This window comes from Bacillus sp. OTU2372 (genome assembly GCF_038440275.1).
In the GTDB taxonomy this organism is placed as follows: Bacteria; Bacillota; Bacilli; order Bacillales; family Cytobacillaceae; genus Neobacillus; species Neobacillus bataviensis_B.
Genome location: NZ_JASATK010000035.1, coordinates 22,897 through 41,649, shown reverse-complemented (window position 1 = coordinate 41,649; position 18,753 = coordinate 22,897). Strand labels below are relative to the sequence as shown.

Annotated in this window: 15 protein-coding genes; 9 read left to right on the top strand and 6 right to left on the bottom strand. The window is 37.9% G+C overall.

Annotated elements, in window-relative coordinates; genetic code table 11:
- Positions 1-241: 241 nt before the first annotated feature.
- Positions 242-571 (top strand): TNT domain-containing protein, encoded by a 330-nt coding sequence (locus AAHB15_RS27800; protein ID WP_335574162.1) that lies wholly within the window; start codon positions 242-244, stop codon positions 569-571.
- 451 nt (positions 572-1,022) lie between these two features.
- Positions 1,023-2,402, top strand: coding sequence for an amino acid permease (locus AAHB15_RS27795; RefSeq protein ID WP_141561070.1), 1,380 nt, complete (start codon positions 1,023-1,025; stop codon positions 2,400-2,402).
- 213 nt (positions 2,403-2,615) lie between these two features.
- Here AAHB15_RS27795 and AAHB15_RS27790 read toward each other — a convergent pair whose 3' ends face one another.
- Positions 2,616-3,524 (bottom strand): AraC family transcriptional regulator, encoded by a 909-nt coding sequence (locus AAHB15_RS27790; protein ID WP_335574161.1) that lies wholly within the window; start codon positions 3,522-3,524, stop codon positions 2,616-2,618.
- A gap of 262 nt (positions 3,525-3,786) precedes the next feature.
- Between AAHB15_RS27790 and AAHB15_RS27785 the strand changes: the two genes are divergently transcribed.
- Entirely contained in the window at positions 3,787-5,910 is a 2,124-nt protein-coding gene (locus AAHB15_RS27785; protein WP_335574160.1) for a glycoside hydrolase family 3 protein, read from the top strand.
- A gap of 132 nt (positions 5,911-6,042) precedes the next feature.
- Here the strand turns inward: AAHB15_RS27785 and AAHB15_RS27780 are convergent, their stop codons facing one another.
- A complete protein-coding gene (locus tag AAHB15_RS27780; protein ID WP_335574159.1) occupies positions 6,043-7,407 on the bottom strand; it encodes a sigma-54 interaction domain-containing protein in 1,365 nt (454 codons plus the stop codon).
- A 397-nt stretch (positions 7,408-7,804) separates the two neighbouring features.
- Between AAHB15_RS27780 and AAHB15_RS27775 the strand changes: the two genes are divergently transcribed.
- From AAHB15_RS27775 to AAHB15_RS27750, 6 genes are all read left to right on the top strand, one after another.
- Positions 7,805-8,887, top strand: coding sequence for an aromatic ring-hydroxylating oxygenase subunit alpha (locus AAHB15_RS27775; protein WP_335574158.1), 1,083 nt, complete (start codon positions 7,805-7,807; stop codon positions 8,885-8,887).
- A gap of 5 nt (positions 8,888-8,892) precedes the next feature.
- A complete protein-coding gene (locus AAHB15_RS27770) occupies positions 8,893-10,332 on the top strand; it encodes an aldehyde dehydrogenase family protein (RefSeq protein ID WP_420491191.1) in 1,440 nt (479 codons plus the stop codon).
- Positions 10,332-11,420 (top strand): tartrate dehydrogenase, encoded by a 1,089-nt coding sequence (locus tag AAHB15_RS27765; protein WP_335574156.1) that lies wholly within the window; start codon positions 10,332-10,334, stop codon positions 11,418-11,420. Before AAHB15_RS27770 ends, AAHB15_RS27765 begins: the two co-directional genes overlap by 1 nt.
- 192 nt (positions 11,421-11,612) lie before the next feature.
- On the top strand, positions 11,613-11,804 hold the full coding sequence (locus tag AAHB15_RS27760) for a DUF3311 domain-containing protein (RefSeq protein ID WP_335574155.1): 192 nt from the start codon (positions 11,613-11,615) through the stop codon (positions 11,802-11,804).
- Positions 11,797-13,275 carry a sodium:solute symporter family protein gene (locus tag AAHB15_RS27755; RefSeq protein WP_335574154.1) on the top strand — a complete coding sequence of 493 codons (1,479 nt, stop codon included), beginning with the start codon at positions 11,797-11,799 and terminating at the stop codon, positions 13,273-13,275. The genes AAHB15_RS27760 and AAHB15_RS27755 overlap by 8 nt, the downstream gene beginning before the upstream one ends.
- 93 nt (positions 13,276-13,368) lie before the next feature.
- Positions 13,369-15,120 (top strand): CocE/NonD family hydrolase, encoded by a 1,752-nt coding sequence (locus AAHB15_RS27750; RefSeq protein ID WP_335574153.1) that lies wholly within the window; start codon positions 13,369-13,371, stop codon positions 15,118-15,120.
- A gap of 99 nt (positions 15,121-15,219) precedes the next feature.
- Here AAHB15_RS27750 and AAHB15_RS27745 read toward each other — a convergent pair whose 3' ends face one another.
- The 4 genes from AAHB15_RS27745 to AAHB15_RS27730 all read right to left on the bottom strand — a co-directional run bounded on the left by AAHB15_RS27745 (position 15,220) and on the right by AAHB15_RS27730 (position 18,753).
- The gene (locus AAHB15_RS27745) at positions 15,220-16,023 is read right to left on the bottom strand and encodes a fumarylacetoacetate hydrolase family protein (RefSeq protein ID WP_335574152.1); all 804 of its coding nucleotides are present in this window, start codon (positions 16,021-16,023) and stop codon (positions 15,220-15,222) included.
- Positions 16,024-16,071: 48 nt separating this feature from the next.
- A complete protein-coding gene (locus tag AAHB15_RS27740; protein WP_335574151.1) occupies positions 16,072-16,230 on the bottom strand; it encodes a hypothetical protein in 159 nt (52 codons plus the stop codon).
- Positions 16,231-16,312: 82 nt separating this feature from the next.
- Entirely contained in the window at positions 16,313-17,668 is a 1,356-nt protein-coding gene (locus AAHB15_RS27735) for a 2-hydroxycarboxylate transporter family protein (protein ID WP_335574150.1), read from the bottom strand.
- Positions 17,669-18,048: 380 nt separating this feature from the next.
- The gene (locus AAHB15_RS27730; RefSeq protein WP_335574149.1) at positions 18,049-18,753 is read right to left on the bottom strand and encodes a response regulator; all 705 of its coding nucleotides are present in this window, start codon (positions 18,751-18,753) and stop codon (positions 18,049-18,051) included.

Sequence of the window (18,753 nt, the reverse complement as noted above, 5' to 3'; positions counted from 1 at the left end):
TCCAAAAAAGGGGTAGTCCTCTTTTTTTAAAACCGAGCCATATAAAAATTTTCTACAAAAACAGTAAAAAATACCTAATATTTGTAATGTGTCGGTGAGATGATTCAAAAAACATTCCTATTGTCACAGTAAGTTGGAATGATTTTTCTCTAACTTTTCTATAGTAGAATCCTACCTCCAAAAAAGTCTAGAAACAAAGAACTACCAAAGCTGACAGGCTGTACCCTAGGCAATTTGAAGAATGACCACTAACCGAGAGTTATTGGGAGAATCCAAAACAGTAACATTAAAACCTGGTACAATTATAGATAGATTTGGTTACGAAGGCGGAACATTTGTATCACTTTATGGTGTACCGTATGAAGCGCGTGCTTTAGCTCCAGAAACTTACCTAAAACCTTATAGTATATATGTAGTCACAAGGCCGGTTGAAGTAGAGGCAGGAACAATTGCGCCGTGGTTCGATGAAGTAGGTCTTGGTATTCAGTTTAACAAAACACCTGTCACTACATATAAAAGGGATACTGTTACAACAAAACTTACAAATTTATGCTACTTAAAAATATATTAACTTAAAGCACTTGATTGTCTACAAAAGGCATCATGTGCTTTTTTGTTATAACGTTAAAATTGTTTGTATGAAGGTAAAGTATATAAATTTAATAATAGCAATGGTATGTTGAAATTAGTTAGTAAAAATGAAAAAGATAAAGTTGAAAATGGATTTGCTGATTATAAAGACGTATTAGGCAGGAGTCATAGGATAGCGAGAAGGAGGAATTATCAAAAATAAGTTTAAAGGCGGATGAGTTAGTAGTTAAAAGCAGCTGATGGTAAAATCAAATAAAGTTATTGTAAAATTCGAAAATAAATTTATATTCTCAATACTCTTATTTAAAAAAGCTAGATAAATAGATGTTTTTCTGAAAAAGACAATTGTATTTTTCAGATAGTAGTATTATAATTGAATAATAATTCAGATAAGTAAATAACAAGCAATTAGTTGGAAGGAGGGCGTCAAAGTGGAAACGAAAGAATTAAAGAGAGGCTTAAAATCGCGTCATATTCAAATGATTGCGTTAGGCGGTACAATTGGTGTCGGATTATTTATGGGTTCAGCAAGTACAATTCAATGGACGGGTCCTTCTGTGCTGTTTGCCTATATCATTGCAGGAATTTTTATCTTTTTTATTATGCGGGCAATGGGAGAAATGTTATATTTAGAGCCAAGTACGGGCTCTTTCGCAACATTCGGCTATAAGTATATTCATCCATTAGCAGGGTATTTAACGGCATGGAGCAACTGGTTTCAATGGGTAATTGTCGGTATGTCAGAAATTATTGCCGTTGGGGCGTACATGAAGTATTGGTTCCCAGATCTCCCCGCTTGGATTCCCGGTTTGGTTGCATTTGTGATTCTCGGGGCAGCCAACTTAATTTCGGTTAAATCGTTTGGTGAATTTGAGTTTTGGTTTTCGTTAATAAAAGTTGTCACTATTTTAATCATGATAGTTGCTGGATTTGGTCTTATTTTCTTCGGAATTGGCAATGGAGGAATCCCAACCGGGTTGGCAAACCTTTGGGAACATGGCGGCTTCTTTACAGGTGGCTGGTCAGGATTCTTTTTTGCTCTGTCACTGGTTATTGGGGCATATCAAGGTGTCGAATTAATCGGGATTACAGCCGGAGAAGCAGAAGATCCGCAAAAAACGTTAACAAAAGCGACTCAAAGCATTATTTGGCGGATTTTAATTTTTTACATTGGGGCAATCTTTGTGATTGTGACCGTTTATCCTTGGGATCAGCTACATTCAATTGGCAGTCCATTTGTTGCAACATTTGCAAAACTTGGAGTTACAGCAGCAGCCGGAATTATTAACTTTGTTGTCATCACTTCGGCAATGTCCGGATGTAACAGCGGGATTTATAGTGCAGGACGAATGCTTTACACATTGGGCGTCAATGGGCAAGCACCAAAAATCTTTACGAAACTTTCTTCGAATGGGGTACCCCTTTTAAGTACGATTGGTGTGCTGGTTGGTTTGGCAGTGGGCATTATTTTAAGTTATATTGCACCAAAAAATTTATTCGTCTATGTCTATAGTGCTAGTGTACTTCCGGGGATGATTCCGTGGTTTGTTATTCTGATCAGCCAAATTCAATTCAGAAAAGAGAAGGGGGACAAAATGGACAATCATCCATTCAAAATGCCTTTTGCCCCTGTATCAAACTACCTGACAATCGCTTTTCTGGTTCTAATATTAATAGGAATGTGGTTTAATAAAGATACACGTGTATCGCTTGTTGTAGGGATTGTTTTTCTGGCGCTTGTTTCTATCAGCTATTACGCGTTTGGCATCGGAAAGCGTGCAGAGGGAGCTCAGATTAAACGTGTCTCTTAAGACTTCTTGAAAATATCAATATATTGATGAACAGGGGCAGTTACAACAATGCCCCTGTTTTTATTGTGAAACGAAACAATTAGGTAAATGAATGTCAGCTAGTTAAAAAACTCATTAGGTCTCCATGAAGTTATTAGACTTAAGGAGACCTTTTTTATATTTGCGATCCTGCGTCTATATCCTAAAAAGATTAATATCACTATTTGTTACTTTTTAATTTTTATATTCCTTTTGTAAATTTTTTGGAGAAAGATTGTACTCTCTTTTAAAGAGCCTGTAAAAACTCGAATAATCAGGAAACCCAGATTTTAATGCAATTGTCTCGATAGAGAACTGATTTTGTTTAATCAAAGTGACAGAATAAGATAGACGCTTTAATGAGACGTAACGATAAAAAGGCAGGTTCATGTTTTTCTTGAAATAATGAGAAAAATAGTATTTGTTTAAATGGAAATGATTTGATACTCTTTCTAAACTTAAATCCGGCTCAGTCAAATGTGAATCTATGTATTGTAAAATAGAGACAAACCTCTGGTCTAATTCATCTTTGTTGCTAAGGTTTGGTGTACTGCTTGCAGGATTAAAAATAACTTGTAGAGCTTGAAGTAATAAGTAATGCAGTGTAAAGGAAAAATTCTCCTCATCATTCTTGATTCTATTAATGATTTCAAGAAATAAAGAAATGATATTTTGGAAATTTTTTGAATGAAGATGTAACACAAACGATCCTTGTGTCTTTTGATAAACAATATCCTCTTTCATCGATGGTGAACTAGAGGAAAAGTCTGCCATTAAATGCTTACTAACCATAACAATAATGCGTTCATATTTATCGATATCTTCAACATTAGCCTCATGAACGGCATAAGGAGGGATGACCACAACATCCCCTCTCCTCAGGTTATAGGTCTTTCCCTCACAGAAAAATTCACATTCCCCGCCTAGAAATACAAGGAACTCATAAACATCATGACTGTGAAGGCGGAATAATGTCTCTAATTGGGAAAAGTTCACTGATGATTCATTATATTTCTTAAGATGATCTTCGGAATGATATTTTTTGTTGAAGTAATAAATTTCAAAATCCTTACCAATTACTGGGATAAAAACGGACTGCCTCATAATATCCTCCTTTCGTACAGCAACATTTACAATAATTCTAGCAAAAAGTGCTATATATTTTGAGCTTTTTGTTGTTATTCTATAACTGCAAGCGGTAACATCCATTTTTTTAGCAATATCTAAATAAACTGCTTAGTAAATAAATGGATATACCCAAAATTGAGCACCCTATCGTATGAAATAGTAAAGTTTAATCAAAGTAAAAATCAAAAGATAAATTTCGAGCATCTTATTAGGGTGAGCAAGATTAGGAGGCAATAAAGTGGAATCTAACCATAAACAACCAAATTTAGAGGTCAGAGTCAAGAATATCATCGAAGTTGATGGATTAAAATTTAAAGATTTGAATAATAGCGGGAAACTTGAACCGTATAAAGATTGGCGTTTAAGCCCTAAGGAACGTGCTGAGAACCTAGTCTCCTTGATGAATATTGATGAAAAGGTCGGCATGATGCTGATTAATACTCGTCAGATGGGTCTTTCCCAAAAAGATAAGAGTAAGACAAGCCATGATGGTGTGTTAGATGAAGGAATTGTTGAAAAAGGCGAGACTATTTTTGCTTTGGCAAAAGTATATGGCACAACGCATACGATTGAAAACATGCATTTGCGCCACTTCATTTTGCGAGACAACTGGAGCCCGGCTCAAATGGCAGAGTGGGTTAATACCATGAATGAAGTATGCGAGGGAACACGTCTTGGTATTCCTTGCTTAATAGCATCTAATTCAAGAAACGAAAATACAGAATTCATCTTTGGTATGAATGACGCAGCCGGAATTTTTTCGACTTGGCCTGGAACATTAGGACTTGCAGCAGCAGCAAAAGGGGAAATCAAAAATGGCGGCGATGCCTCCCTTATCAGCCAATTTGCTGAAATAGCACATGATGAGTGGGATGCAGTCGGAATCAGAAAAGGTTATATGTATATGGCCGATACAGCTACTGATCCTAGATGGCAGCGGACGTATGGTACATTTGGCGAAGACCCAGAATTTATTTCTGATGCAATCGGCCGGATCATTGACGGATTCCAAGGTGAGACCGTCGGAAAACATAGTATTGCGATGACAACAAAACACTTCCCTGGCGGCGGTGCAAGGGAAAATGGATTCGATCCACATTATGCAGAAGGAAAGTGGAACTTATATCCAACTCCAGGCAGCTTAGAAAAATACCACCTGCCACCGTTTCAGGCTGCAGTAGACCATGGCACTTCATCTATAATGCCATATTATTCTATCCCGAGTATTAAAAATAGTGTGGTTCAAGAATTTGAAGGAGAAGACATTCCTTTCGAAGAGGTTGGCTTTACCTTTAATCATTATTTCTTAAATCATATCCTTAGAGAAAAGCTAGGGTTCAAGGGCTATGTAAATAGTGACAGTGGTATAACAAGTAAAATGTGCTGGGGAGTTGAAGACAAGAGCGAGGCTGAACGTTTTGCAAAGGCAATTAACGCAGGTACAGATCTTGTCGCTGATACCAATGATATTGAAAACCTTAAAAAAGCCATCGAAAATGGCTGGATCAGTGAAAAACGTATTAATGAAGCCAATGTAAGGCTCCTTACTGAAATGTTTGCTTTAGGACTTTTTGATGATCGCACTTATGTTTCACCAGAAAACGCTGCTTCAGTGGTTAGTAATCAAGCTAACTGGGATGCTGCTTATGAAGCTCATAAAAAATCGGTAACCGTTCTTAAAAATTCCAAACAGACCTTACCATTAACAGCTGATAAGCTTGGTAATCAAAAGGTTTATGTAGAAGTGTTCCACAAGGAACCAGAGCGGGCAACTGCTTATACGGAAAAAGCAAGACAGGAATGTCAGGAACTTGGTCAATTTACTTTGACTGATAACTATGAAGAAGCTGACATTGCGATTCTATTCTTAAGCCCAAAATCTGGTGCTTATTTTAATGCAACCCCAGGACTGTTAGAACTTGAAATCTGTGAAGATAAAACAGAAACGGCTTTGGATGGGTCTACCTATCAAGAAACCACTTTAAGTGGATTGGACCATCTAAAGGAAGTGGCAGATAGTATCCATGTTCGTGGTGGAAAAGTTATTATGAGTGTGAATGTCATTTTGCCATGGATCCTTGGAAATGTCGAACCTTTGGCTGATGTCGTAATTGCTGGTTACGATACTTACTATAAGGCGCAGTATGAGGTAATCGCTGGCAATAGCCGCCCAGTAGGTGTATTGCCGTTAACATTGCCTGCAAGTGAAGCTGTCATTGCGGTCGATGAAGAAGGTAATTGTGTGTCAAGAAATGATGTACCGGGATATGACAAGGACAAATATATGCCGGAAGGTCTCCAGTATGCTTATAAAGATAGTGATGGTAATATTTATAAGCTTGGTCATGGATTGACCTATTAAAAAGTCAGAAATAATAACTTGAAGGGCTGCCTTATGGGCAGCATTTCTTTTATATAAATGCTGTAAAAAGGCCTGGCTCATATTAAACCAGGCCTTCATTATATTCTTAATTATACTGATTTATGGCACCAGTCAGTCTCGTTCCTCTAAACTATTGCAGTATTGACTAATCAACTTCACTGCCCTCGTTTGGCTAATATTTAAGTCAATTGCCACTTTTCTTGAACTCTTTAGTTTTTTATAGGACTGTATTACAAGTGTTTTCTTAACATGCTCGATTGCATCATCCAGATTAGAGGGGAGAAGATGCTGTGTTCTTGGTGTAATATTGCTTAAGATTAAATCAGGTAAATCACTTTGCTGTATGATTGAATCGCTCGTGACCACCAATCTCTCCATCAGATTTTCAAGTTGGCGGATGTTTCCCGGCCAGGAATACCAATAAAATAAATCCAGGCATTGTTGAGAGATAATTTTATTCATTTCATAGGTTTTATTAAATTTATATAAGAAATTATAGGTTAACGGTATAATATCCTCTCTCCGCTCCCGCAGCGGCGGCAGATGAATATCAATAATGTTTAGGCGATAAAATAAGTCCTCACGAAACTGATTTTTGCGTACCATTTCCACTAAATCGCGATTGGTTGCAGCAATAATCCTAACATCCACTTTCTTCATCTTATGGCCGCCGATTGCAAGAAACTGCTTTTCTTGAATCACTTGTAGAAGTTTTGCCTGAAGCGATAAGGGCATTTCACCGATTTCATCAAGGAATAATGTACCTTGATCCGCTACTTCAAGCAAGCCTTTTTTACCGTTCTTGCTTGCCCCTGTAAATGCCCCTTCTGTATATCCAAACAGTTCTGATTCCAGTAAGTCCTCAGGTAAAGCAGCACAGTTTATTTTTAAAAAAGTTTTACCGTTACGTTTACTGATGTTATGGATGTAATGAGCAAGTACTCCTTTTCCAGTACCTGATTCACCTTGGATTAAGATAGTTGAATCGACCTTGGCAATTTTTTCACATACTTTTAAGATGTTCTTCATCTTTTCACAATTTGTGATTGGTGTAGCGCTGTTATGGTTGTCGAAAGATAATTTTTCTTCTTTCTCGGTTTGGATACTTTTATAATTTTGCAGTTCTTGTGAGGTAGTCACCACAAATTCAATTTCATTTTTTTCATTTAAAATTGGGACCGCTGTCGTTAACAGTTCTGCCCCTAAATATGTAGTCATCTTTATAGTAACTGTCTTTTTTTCCTTGAAAACTAATGGAACAATGGAAGGCTTCCAATATCCTTTTTCATAGAGCTCTGAGTTTTTTTTCCCTACCACATCTTCTGGCTTTAAACCGTAATGCTTTTCGCAAGCACCATTAACATAAATAACACGCTGCTCAGAATCCAGCACAAATATCTCATCTGATGAATAATCGAGGATTTTCTTTAATGTCTCTACTGTAATTTCAAAAGGGCTTTGAATTTCAGGTACCATTTCATTCTCTCTCCTTGCAGAATGAGTTGTTTTTAGTTCTTGTGAGTTGAAATCAACTCGCTTTTTTATTCGGATTTCAACAAAATTTCGAAAAAAGTGATATTTTGCTATGTTGTAAGATAATTAAAAATAATGGCACGATACTTGCATTATATAAAAGTGAATGTCGATAAACATGGATGAAGTAACTCACCTGAGTTAATTAAACAAGATATTCATATTCTTGTAAACGTTTTATTTTGACTGTTAACACAGTGCATTTAGGAAATTCAGAGGTGAATTACAAATGACTCATGATGTTAATAAGGGAGGGATGGAACATTAAAAATAAGATGATAATTTATTAAGTTACTAAACTGCAAAAAATGATGTAAACAATAAGAGGAGGCAAACCATAATGGCCTATAATGAGGTACAGAATAAAACAAATCGGAACTTTGAAAGAACATTGACTTATGATTTATATACAGATTCAAAAGTGTATGAACAAGAAATGAAGGATGTTTTCGCTAAATCTTGGCAGGTGGTTGGTCATGTGAGTCAGTTAGAAAAACCAGGGCAATTCTTTACCACTGATGTTGCAGGAGAGCCCATTATTGTTACTCGTGGTATGGACGAAGTAATTCGAGCATTTTATAATGTTTGTCCGCATCGTGCAACAAAGCTTGAAAAAAACGAAGCTGGCCAAAAGAAAATTCTTCAATGCGGATATCACGGCTGGACATTTCATTTAAATGGTACTTTAAATAAAGCCCCAAACTTTACTGGTGAAGATGCTCATTGTGTTGGGGACCGCTGTCTAAGATCTGTCAAAATGGAAATCTTGGAATCTTTAATTTTTGTTAACCTTGATGATAATGCAAAATCTTTAAGTGAAACTTACGGTGATTTCTTTGAACGTTTAGGTAAGTTTCCGTTCCTAGGCGAGTTAAAAAGAGTTAGTCAAAAGACTCGTGTTATTAAAGCAAACTGGAAAGCATTTATTGACAACTATTTAGAATGTGACCACTGTCATGTTGCACATCCTAGCTTTGTTGCCACTCTTGATATGAAAAACTATCAAATTATGACCTGTCAAAACTACTCCGTACAGGGGTCGGTAGTAAAACCGGATAAAACAATGGGAACAACAGATTTGAATGAGGCAGAAATGCAGGGTGGAGAGTTCTATTGGTTATGGCCAAATCTGATGGTAACAATTTACCCAGGTCCTGGAAATATGGCAACCATTCAAATGATTCCGATTGACCAAGATACTACCCTAGGAGTTTACACCTATTATTTTAGAGATGAAAACTTGACGCAAGAAGAAAAGGATCTAGTTACGTTTGCGGAACAGGTAAGGCAGGAAGATGTTGAATTAGTAGAATTAGAACAAATTGGATTCCGTTCCCGTGCATTTAACCAAGGAGTATACTCCAAATCAGAAAAGGCAATTGTTCAATTCCATGAAATGGTATTGGAGGCGTTAGGTCGATGACAAATATGAGGACTGTCGAAAAAAAACATTTATTTATCAACGGTCAGGAAGTAGGGACTTCTATTTATGCGCCTCTTCATTCCCCATATTCTGGAGAAGTGGTTGCTGAAATTGCCATGGCAGATGAGCAGTTAACCAAGGAAGCGATTAAATCAGCTCAGAAAGCATTTCAAGTAATTTCAAAAATGCCAGCATTTGAACGGTCTGCGATTTTAGAAAAAGTGGTAGAATTATTGAAAGAAAGAGCAGATGAAGCGGCAAAAGTGATCGCAATGGAATCAGCAAAGCCGATTTCTTTTGCTAAAGGTGAAGTTGCAAGAACGATTGAAACTTATAAATTTGCAGCAGAGGAGGCAAAAAGAATTCATGGTGAAACGATACCCTTTGATGCGGCACCGGGCGGAGTGGGGAGAATCGGTTATACCGTTCGCAAGCCCATTGGCGTTATTGGGGCAATTACACCGTTTAACTTTCCAATGAATCTAGTTGCCCACAAAGTTGGCCCAGCGATTGCATCTGGAAATTCAATCGTATTAAAACCGGCATTACAAACACCGCTTTCCGCTTTATATATTGCTGATCTTTTTAAAGAGGCTGGATTACCTGATGGAATATTGAATGTTGTGACTGGTCCGGGTTCAGTTGTGGGAGAGGCAATAATAAAAGATGATCGGGTGCAAATGATTACCTTTACGGGAAGTCCCGCGGTTGGAATCGGTATCCGCAATAAAGCTGGTTTAAAGAAAACAACTTTAGAGCTGGGGTCAAACGCAGCGGTTATTTTAGATAAAGATACAAATATCGATGAAGTCATTGACCGTTGTATTATGGGTGCGTTTTCAAACCAAGGGCAGGTTTGTATTTCATTACAGCGTGTTTATGCCCATGAAGAGGTATATGATCAATTTGTTGAGAAGTTAGTTGAAGCGGCCAAGAAATTAAAGATTGGAGATCCCTTAGATCCGGAAACTTTTATTTCTTCGTTAATTTCAAAGAAAGAAACGGAACGTGCAGTAAGCTGGATTGAAGAGGCGAAACAAAACGAGGCATTGGTATTGACCGGAGGGAAACTAATCGATGGAATTTTAGAGCCGACAGTCATTGTGAATGTTGATCCACTGTTAAAAGTATCCTGCCAGGAGGTATTTGCTCCGATTGTGATTGTTAATAAAATAAAATCAGTTGAAGAGGCAATTGGCTACGTGAATAATTCCCGTTACGGGCTTCAGGCAGGTATTTATACAAAAAATATTGATCAAGCTTTATTAGCGAGTGAGACGCTCGAAGTAGGGGCTGTTATAATCAACGATATTCCAACTTTCCGGGTTGACCAAATGCCTTATGGCGGTGTAAAAGAAAGCGGTACAGGTCGTGAAGGGATTAAATATGCAGTGGAGGAAATGACAGAATTAAAATTAATTGTTTGGAACAGAGGAGAAAATTGATGGGAACCTATAAAATTGCTGTTATTCCTGGGGATGGAATTGGACCTGAAGTCCTGCAGGAAGGAATTAAAGTATTAAATACAATTGCCGAATTGGACCAATCTCTACAATTCGATTACACGTATTTTCCATGGGGCTGTGAATATTACACGAAACATGGCGTAATGATGGATCCAGACGGAATGGAGAAATTAAAAAACTTCGATGCTATTTTTTTAGGTGCTGTTGGATATCCAGGTGTACCGGATCATATCTCATTATGGGATTTACTATTAAAAATTCGAAAGGGCTTTGATCAGTATATCAATATTCGTCCAATAAAGTTAATGAAAGGCGCCGTATGTCCATTGAAGGGTGTCAATGCTCAAGATGTGGACATGCTGTTTATCCGGGAAAATACTGAGGGTGAATATGCAGGAGCCGGGGATTGGTTATTTAAGGGCTTAGAAAACGAAGTAGTATTGCAAACTGGGGTGTTTTCCCGTAAAGGAACAGAACGAGTCATTCGTTATGCGTTTGAAACGGCAAGACGAGAAGGAAAATTGTTAACAAGTATTAGTAAGGGTAATGCCTTGAATTATTCAATGGTCTTTTGGGATCAGGTTTTTGAAGAGGTAAGCAAGGAGTATCCGGATGTAAAAACAGCATCCTATCTAGTGGATGCTGCAGCAATGCTTATGATTACCGATCCCAAGCGATTTGAAGTCGTGGTAACATCTAATTTGTTTGGAGACATTTTAACCGATTTAGGGGCAGCTTTGGCCGGGGGAATTGGGCTTGCGGCTGGGGCTAATATCAATCCAGATAAAACGTATCCTTCGATGTTTGAACCGATTCACGGATCTGCTCCCGATATTGCCGGAAAAGGTGTCGCCAATCCTTTAGCAACGATTTGGTCCGCCAGCCAGCTGCTCGACTTTCTAGGATACGATAAATACGGAAAGTTAGTTCTAGACTCAATTGAGGAACTGCTTGTGGAGGGTAAGGTGTTGACACCTGATATGAATGGAACTGCATCGACTACGGAAGTGGGGAACCGTGCGGTAGAGATTATTCACTCACTTATTTCGTTAAAGGCTTCATACTAAACATGGCTTGATCGTTTGATGGGGTAAAAGATGGTCTATTATATCCCTTCTTATTTTCCGTTTATAAGAAGGGTGATTTTTGGAAGTATTTATCTGAATATAAAGTAAATTCGTTCTTCTGGTTAATGAAAACGCCTACATATAAGTGGGCTAGGACTCCTGTAAAATTTACATTAGAAGGGATTTTTGCTAATGAAGAAGTGGATTGCGTTGCTTACGATCTTACCTGCAATTGGGTCATTAACTGTTGTTAATAAAATTGAACCTTATATTTTGGGTTTACCGTTTATTGTATTTTGGTCTACATTATGGCTCATCCTCACATCAGTCTGTCTATTGGTATGTAACGTCATTTATGATCGAAAGGAGCAAAATAATGAATAGCTCCATTTTTATTATTGGTTTAACACTTGCCTTCGCTATTTACTTAGGAATAAGAGCTCGAAAAGGACGGGATATGAAGCTCGAACAGTGGGCCGTTGCCGAGAGAAATTTCGGTTCACTGATTATGTTTGTGTTAATGGCAGGAGAAATGTTTTCCACATTCGTGTTCTTAGGTGCTAGCGGTGGAGCTTACCGGATGGGGGGGCCTACGATTTATGTCTTTTGTGCCCTTACCTATGTTATTCCTTTTTGGATTCTGCCTCCAGTTTGGCGCTATGCTAAAAAAAACAATCTCATCACCCAATCAGATTTCTTCGCCCAAAAATACCAAAGTAAGAATTTGGGGTTGCTTGTAGCAATAATTGGTGTAATTTCAATGATTCCATATATTGTTTTACAGCTGAAAGGATTTCAAATTATTGTTTCTGAAGCATCTTACGGAGCAATTCCCCCGAAGATAGCCGTATGGATCGGCTTAATTGCCGTAACCATTTTCGTTTATATCTCTGGGATTCATGGTTCTGCATGGACTGCGGTATTAAAAGATATTCTTATGCTTACTGTTATTCTATTTTTGGGATTCTATTTGCCCTATCATTACTACGGTGGAATCCAGCCGATGTTTGAGACTTTAGATAAAGCCAAACCAGGATTCCTTTTAATGCCTAATAAAGGGTTAAGTATTTCTTGGTATGTTTCTATCTGTATCACAATTGCTTTGGGTCAATATATGTGGCCTCATTGCTTTGGTGCCAGCTTATCATCCAAGAGTGAAACTGCCTTAAGAAAAAACACGGCCATTTTACCTTTGTATCAAATCGTTCTTGTATTTATTCTATTTATTGGTTTTACAGCTGTACTGAAAATTCCAAATCTGGAAGGGACAGCTTCGGACCTTGCGTTATTTAAAATTGCCAAAGAATCACTGCCTACCTGGTTTATTGGTGTAATTGGATCAGCAGGATTACTCGCAGCCCTCATTCCTTGTTCATTGCTCATCCTAACAGCATCAACACTTCTTTCGAAAAATATATTTAAACATTTCAAGCCGAACACGTCTGATCAGAAACTGGCAAAATTAACACGTATCTTTGTTCCGATTATTGCTTTAATTTCTTTGTTCTTTACTTTTTATGGAGGAAATACAATGATTGCACTGCTGACAATGGCTTACAGCTTTGTTCTTCAACTCTTCCCGCCACTTGCTTTCAGCTTATTGAAGAAGAATCCGATTAGTAAAATTGGTGCTTCCGCTGGGATGATTGTGGGGGTGGCAATTGTCGCTTATCAAACACTAGAAGGCACAACAATGGCCACAATGTTTCCAAGTGCCCCTCATTTCATTCAAGATTTAGACATTGGTGTCGTAGCGATTACGGTTAATACGGTTATTATGCTTGCTTTTAGTTTATTTACTAAAAAGGTTTCCGTTATCCAGGAAGATCAAATCAGTCAAGCAAGTAATCTATAAAAACTAACGCTATCCCATGAAGTCTTCAGACTCATGGGATAGTATTTTAATCTCATTCAATTTAAAAAATTAAAAGAAATTAGGGGATTTTATTTGAAACAGTTTCAGATTTTAGTAGAGAAAAATGTTCCATGTGAGATGAGAGATGGTGTGGTCCTTTATGCAGATATTTACCGGCCAAATAGGGAGGGAACCTATCCTGTTTTATTAACCCGACTTCCTTACAGTAAGGATTTGCCACATTATTCACATCGGTATCTTAACACAAACCGCCTAGTTGAAAATGGTTTTATTGTGATTATTCAAGATGTGAGAGGGCGATTTCAGTCGGCAGGGGAGTTTCAATCGTTTAGACAGGAAGGAAATGATGGTTATGATACAGTGGAATGGGCTGCATCCCTGCCGTATTCGACAGGAAAAATTGGAATGTTTGGCATGTCTTACTATGGATATACCCAAATGATGGCTGCATCGAAAAAGCCGCCGCACTTAGCTGCGATTTTTCCGGCGATGACATTAAATGACCAAAGAAATGGGGCCTTATACCGAAACGGTGTTTATCAGTTGGGATTTTCTGAAACTTGGACACTCGAATCTATTGCCCCTGATTTATTGAAACGGAAATATAAAAAGCCAATGGAAAGAATAGCAGCATTAAAAAATCTTGGAGTTCATCTGGATAAATTAGAGAAACTTTACCATTTTACTCCGGTTAATCAGTGGCCGCCGTTAAAGGAACTTGGTGTTGCTGATTACTTTTTTGAGGAATTGCTCCATTCTATTGAAGATGAAGAATATTGGAAGGGTTCAAGTATTACTGATAAGTATGAAGATTTGCAGGTTCCAGCTTTCCACTTAGGGGGCTGGTATGACTGTTTTATTGGGCCAACCTTAACCAATTACGTGGAGATGGCCAAAAATGGTCTGCATCAAAAACTGATTGTCGGGCCATGGGGGCATGGATATTTTTCCTCTGTACAAGGAGAATGCTCCTTCGGTGTTCAAGCTTCCGGTGACTGGATCAATTTAAAAGAGAACATTACGGATCTCCATATTAACTGGTTTAGCCATTGGTTATTAGGGATAGAAAACAAAGTAGAAACCGAGGCGCCTGTTAAAATTTTTGTTATGGGAATTAATCAATGGCGTGATGAAATGAAGTGGCCGCTTGAACGAACCGAATATACTAATTTTTATTTGCATAGTGAGGGCAATGCTAATACGAAACTAGGTGATGGTCGTCTATCAGTAATTAAACCTGAAGATGAGCAGATAGATACCTTTATATATGAGCCAACAGATCCTGTGCCGACTAAAGGAGGGGGTACATTATTTGCTGGCCCGCTGACAATGGGACCATTTGACCAAAGTGAGATTGAAGAACGAGAAGATGTACTTGTTTACTCGACTGAACCTTTAACGGAGGCTGTAGAAGTGACAGGGCCAGTGAAAGTGAAGTTATGGGCTTTAACGGATGCGAAGGATACAGATTTCACAGCAAAGCTCGTCGATACTGCTCCCGATGGCAGGGCTATAAATTTAGCTGAAGGAATTATCAATGCGAAGTACCGGAACGGATTTTATCCTGAACAGGAATTAAATGGGGAAGTGACTGAATATGAAATTGATCTTTGGGCTACTAGTAATGTGTTCCTTCCGGGGCATCGAATCACGCTAGAAATTTCCTCGAGCAGCTTTCCGCAATACCTGCCTAATCCAAATACAGGAAGCTCTTTGATTAGCAGCAATCTATCAATAAAAGCAAAGCAAACCATTTTTCATAACAAGCGGTATCCTTCTCATATTATCCTTCCAATTATTCCAGTTACAGAAAACAAGGAGTGAACAGAAGGAATTGTCTAAAGAAACGCATATTACGAAAAGCCTGGCTCATGTATTTGAGCCGGGCCTTACTTTTTAAATCGTTATTGTTTAGGTAACCCACTATATGACATAATTACTTAACCTGCCGATATGCTCTACCTCCACTGATACAATATCGCCTGATTTCATAGGACAACTGCCAGAAGGAGAACCGGTAGCTAAAACATCACCTGGCTGTAGTGTCATAACCTGTGAAACCCAACTCACCAGATACGGAATTGATAATGACATCTGGTTAGTATTTCCATCCTGTACGACTTCGCCGTTTAGTGTGGTCACGATTCGTAAATTAGTAGGATCTAAGCCTGTCACAATATATGGGCCTAAGGGTCCGAAAGTGTCAAAACCTTTACCCCGTGTAAACTGAGGATCTTTCTTTGTAAGGTCTCTTGCCGTTACATCATTAAATATCGTACAGCCAAAAATATAATCCAATGCATCTTCTTCCTTTATATTTTTGCCTCTTTTTCCGATAACAAGTGCGACTTCACCCTCCATTTCTACCTGGTTAGTTAAGCCGCTTGATGGAAGAATAATTTCCCCTTGATCTGGAATCAAGGAAGAAGCAGGTTTTAGAAATAAAAAAGGTTCTTTTAGATTGGCTTTTCCACCAGTCTCTTTTGCGTGTGCCGCATAGGTCCAGCCGAAATTAATGATTTTTGAAGGTTTAACAGGTTCTAATATTTTTACATCATAGGATTTCACTCTTATCCCATCAAATTTTATATCTTTGTTTACAATATCAGTAAAATTACTGGAAAGCTGCAGAATATCGTCATCCTCAACAATTCCGTAATAGATGTTTCCGTTACGATTCTGATAGCGGACTATCGTTTGTGTCTTTTGTAATAACTGCATTACCATGCCGCATCAACTCCATATAGATAAATAATTAACTCTTTACCAACAAATTTATATGGCTACTAAAGAGGAACTTGGTTCAAGGCAAACCATTTCGGTAAGAATCTTATAGCCTTGAATATGATGGAAAGCTTCTCTTGCTTCTTTTTCCGTCTCGAACTCAAATATTCTTATATTTTCACCATTTGAAAACACAGTGATAATCCACATCGTAGATTCTCCTTTATATATAATTAAGAACAAGGCTGTGAAGGATATAAATTCAGAGCCTTGTTTCTCTCATTAGGTTGGTTTACTTAGCCCACAGGCCAAAGAAAAAGCTTGCTAGGACAAGGATAATCGCTCCTCCGAGCCGGGTAGCTAACTGAGCATAGGACATTAAGATCATTCGATTAGATGCGCCTAATATTTCAAGGTCACCTGATCCCCCGCGGTTAACGTGGCATAAACCTCCAGCGATGGATGCTTCAATTTCATAGAATCCAACCACTTTCGCAAAAATCCAGCATCCAGCTACAGCTCCAAACACTGTAAATAAAGAAATAACAGCTGTTTGAAGGGAAAGGGCATGGATTAGTGCACTAAAATCGGTATAAGTAATACCAACACCTGCTAAAAAGACGAATAATAGTTTACCCATCATAAATTCATTTACCTTTTTTAACCCATTTCTTGCACGTTCAGGAATGATATCCAATGCGTTAGCGATGATTAATAGAATAACCATATAGGCATAAGGATGAATAGAGAAAGAACCGATTTTTGGAAGTAATCCTACTCCTACAAAATTTGATAGTGCATAGAAGGCAACAGCAACAAATAGTCCAAAAGCAGCATCTTCCATTGAAGCAGTATTTTTTTCTTTTGCTTCTTGTTTCGTAACCTGGCCTTTAATTAATTCACCATTTCCAGTCCATTTCGGCACTTTCTTTCCAAGACCATTTAAAAGAGCACCTACCATAATAGCAAAAATGTTACTAATCGTTAAGATTGTAATAGCAGAAGAGTACCAAATCTTAGGATCCTTTCCAGTCACTTCTCCCCAGATTTGGCTCATTGGAATCGCACCAGCGCCATTTCCTCCACCCATAATTGGCAGAGCATAGTTCATGATTACCTCTTTATAATCTACACCAACAATCAACCCGCCAACAATGGCCAAGACAAAGGCGGAAAGTGTGCCAATGAGAACCAATGGGATGAAGCCGCCAATGGCTTTAGCTAGAAAGTTTCTCTTGATAGAAAGAATGGAGCTCGTAATAATAACGGAAATAAAGAAGTCAAGCATACCCATGTCATCGAAAAGAGTCTTAACCCCATCAGATACATCTTTTGTAATAATTCCTGTAGAAACCAAATAGGAAGCGCCTAAGAAAGCAAGCAGGGAACCACCGCCAAGATAGTCCTTCCATATCGGCAGGGTGTCGCCAACCTTTCCAAAGAAGAATCCAACAACAAATAGAACAAGGATATCTGTGGCAAAGTTTACAGGGAGGGATTTAGTCATGATACTGAATGATAAAATTGCTGCACCCGCGAGCCATCCCCATAAAGGCAAACCATAAACATTATAATTGATAAATCCTAATTTCGAAGAGGCGGCCGGCTGTGCCTCTGAATATACTGGTATTTCATTTTTAAGTCCCATTGATGTTCCTCCTAAGAATTTAATACTGATAGATTAGAATGCATTAGTAGATCTGATAACTGCGTAAAGAAAATGGATGTTACTTGGTACACGATGTAAAGTAAATCTGGATGATTAAATTTTTAAATAGAAGCGAAATGCAACCGTTTTCAGGTGAGGGTTAAAAAAAACGCATAAATCTTCCCCTTTCCGTCTATAGTGATTTATCTATGTATAAAATAACAATTAAGGTTAATAAAATGAATATTATAAAAATAAGAACTAAAAAGAATATTATGGTCTATTTTGAACCTTTTGTTCACGAAAATTACGCAGGAGAATACTAGCAGGTGAATAAAAATAAGAGAATGGTGCATCCACCATTCTCTTATACACATATTCTATTTTTTTCTATAAATTCTTTCAGGACGTCCAACATCCCCATAAGATAAATCAGCCCCGATTTGATCTTTAGCTACCAGGTATTCTAAATAGCGGCGGGCAGTGGGGCGGCTAATACCGATTTGCTTGGCGAGCCTTTCTGCATTCAGACCTTCTTCAGAGTGATTTAATACTTCTGTTACTTTTTGCAATGTAATCTTATCAATTCCCTTTGGAAGATAAGAATGGAGCTGCTCTTTTTGTCTATTTATTAATTCGTCAATTTCTTCTTGGTTAATGGATTGATTTTCAGTTTGTATCTTTTTTAATTTATTGCGAAATTCTTGATATTTCTCAAGAGAATTTTTCAAACGTTCAAAGACTAAGGGTTTAACAATAAAATCAAAAACTCCATTGCGAAGTGCTTCTTTAACAGAACTAATTTCTCGGGAGGCAGTTATCATAATTACATCTGTTTCCTGAAATTGTTGATGGATAACTTCCAGAAATTCCAATCCGTTCATATCAGGAAAATAAATATCTAAGAGTACCAAGTGGGGACAGAGAATATCTAACTGCTCTTTTGCCTCCTGTCCGTCTGTAGCAATGCCAATAACTTTATATCCAGGAACTTTTTCAACCAGCCGGCGGTTAATTTCGGCAATTCGTACGTCGTCTTCTATTATTAATACGGAAATTTCCTCTATTGGTGGTTGGTATGCCAT

Bases quoted from the DNA above. Each gene is read 5' to 3' on its own strand.
- AAHB15_RS27800 (WP_335574162.1), top strand. From the start codon at position 242: ATGACCACTAACCGAGAGTTATTGGGAGAATCCAAAACAGTAACATTA.
- AAHB15_RS27790 (WP_335574161.1), bottom strand. From the start codon at position 3,524: ATGAGGCAGTCCGTTTTTATCCCAGTAATTGGTAAGGATTTTGAAATT.
- AAHB15_RS27780 (WP_335574159.1), bottom strand. From the start codon at position 7,407: ATGGTACCTGAAATTCAAAGCCCTTTTGAAATTACAGTAGAGACATTA.
- AAHB15_RS27775 (WP_335574158.1), top strand. From the start codon at position 7,805: ATGGCCTATAATGAGGTACAGAATAAAACAAATCGGAACTTTGAAAGA.
- AAHB15_RS27770 (WP_420491191.1), top strand. From the start codon at position 8,893: ATGAGGACTGTCGAAAAAAAACATTTATTTATCAACGGTCAGGAAGTA.
- AAHB15_RS27765 (WP_335574156.1), top strand. From the start codon at position 10,332: ATGGGAACCTATAAAATTGCTGTTATTCCTGGGGATGGAATTGGACCT.
- AAHB15_RS27760 (WP_335574155.1), top strand. From the start codon at position 11,613: ATGAAGAAGTGGATTGCGTTGCTTACGATCTTACCTGCAATTGGGTCA.
- AAHB15_RS27755 (WP_335574154.1), top strand. From the start codon at position 11,797: ATGAATAGCTCCATTTTTATTATTGGTTTAACACTTGCCTTCGCTATT.
- AAHB15_RS27745 (WP_335574152.1), bottom strand. From the start codon at position 16,023: ATGGTAATGCAGTTATTACAAAAGACACAAACGATAGTCCGCTATCAG.
- AAHB15_RS27740 (WP_335574151.1), bottom strand. From the start codon at position 16,230: ATGTGGATTATCACTGTGTTTTCAAATGGTGAAAATATAAGAATATTT.
- AAHB15_RS27735 (WP_335574150.1), bottom strand. From the start codon at position 17,668: ATGGGACTTAAAAATGAAATACCAGTATATTCAGAGGCACAGCCGGCC.
- AAHB15_RS27730 (WP_335574149.1), bottom strand. From the start codon at position 18,753: ATGGCATACCAACCACCAATAGAGGAAATTTCCGTATTAATAATAGAA.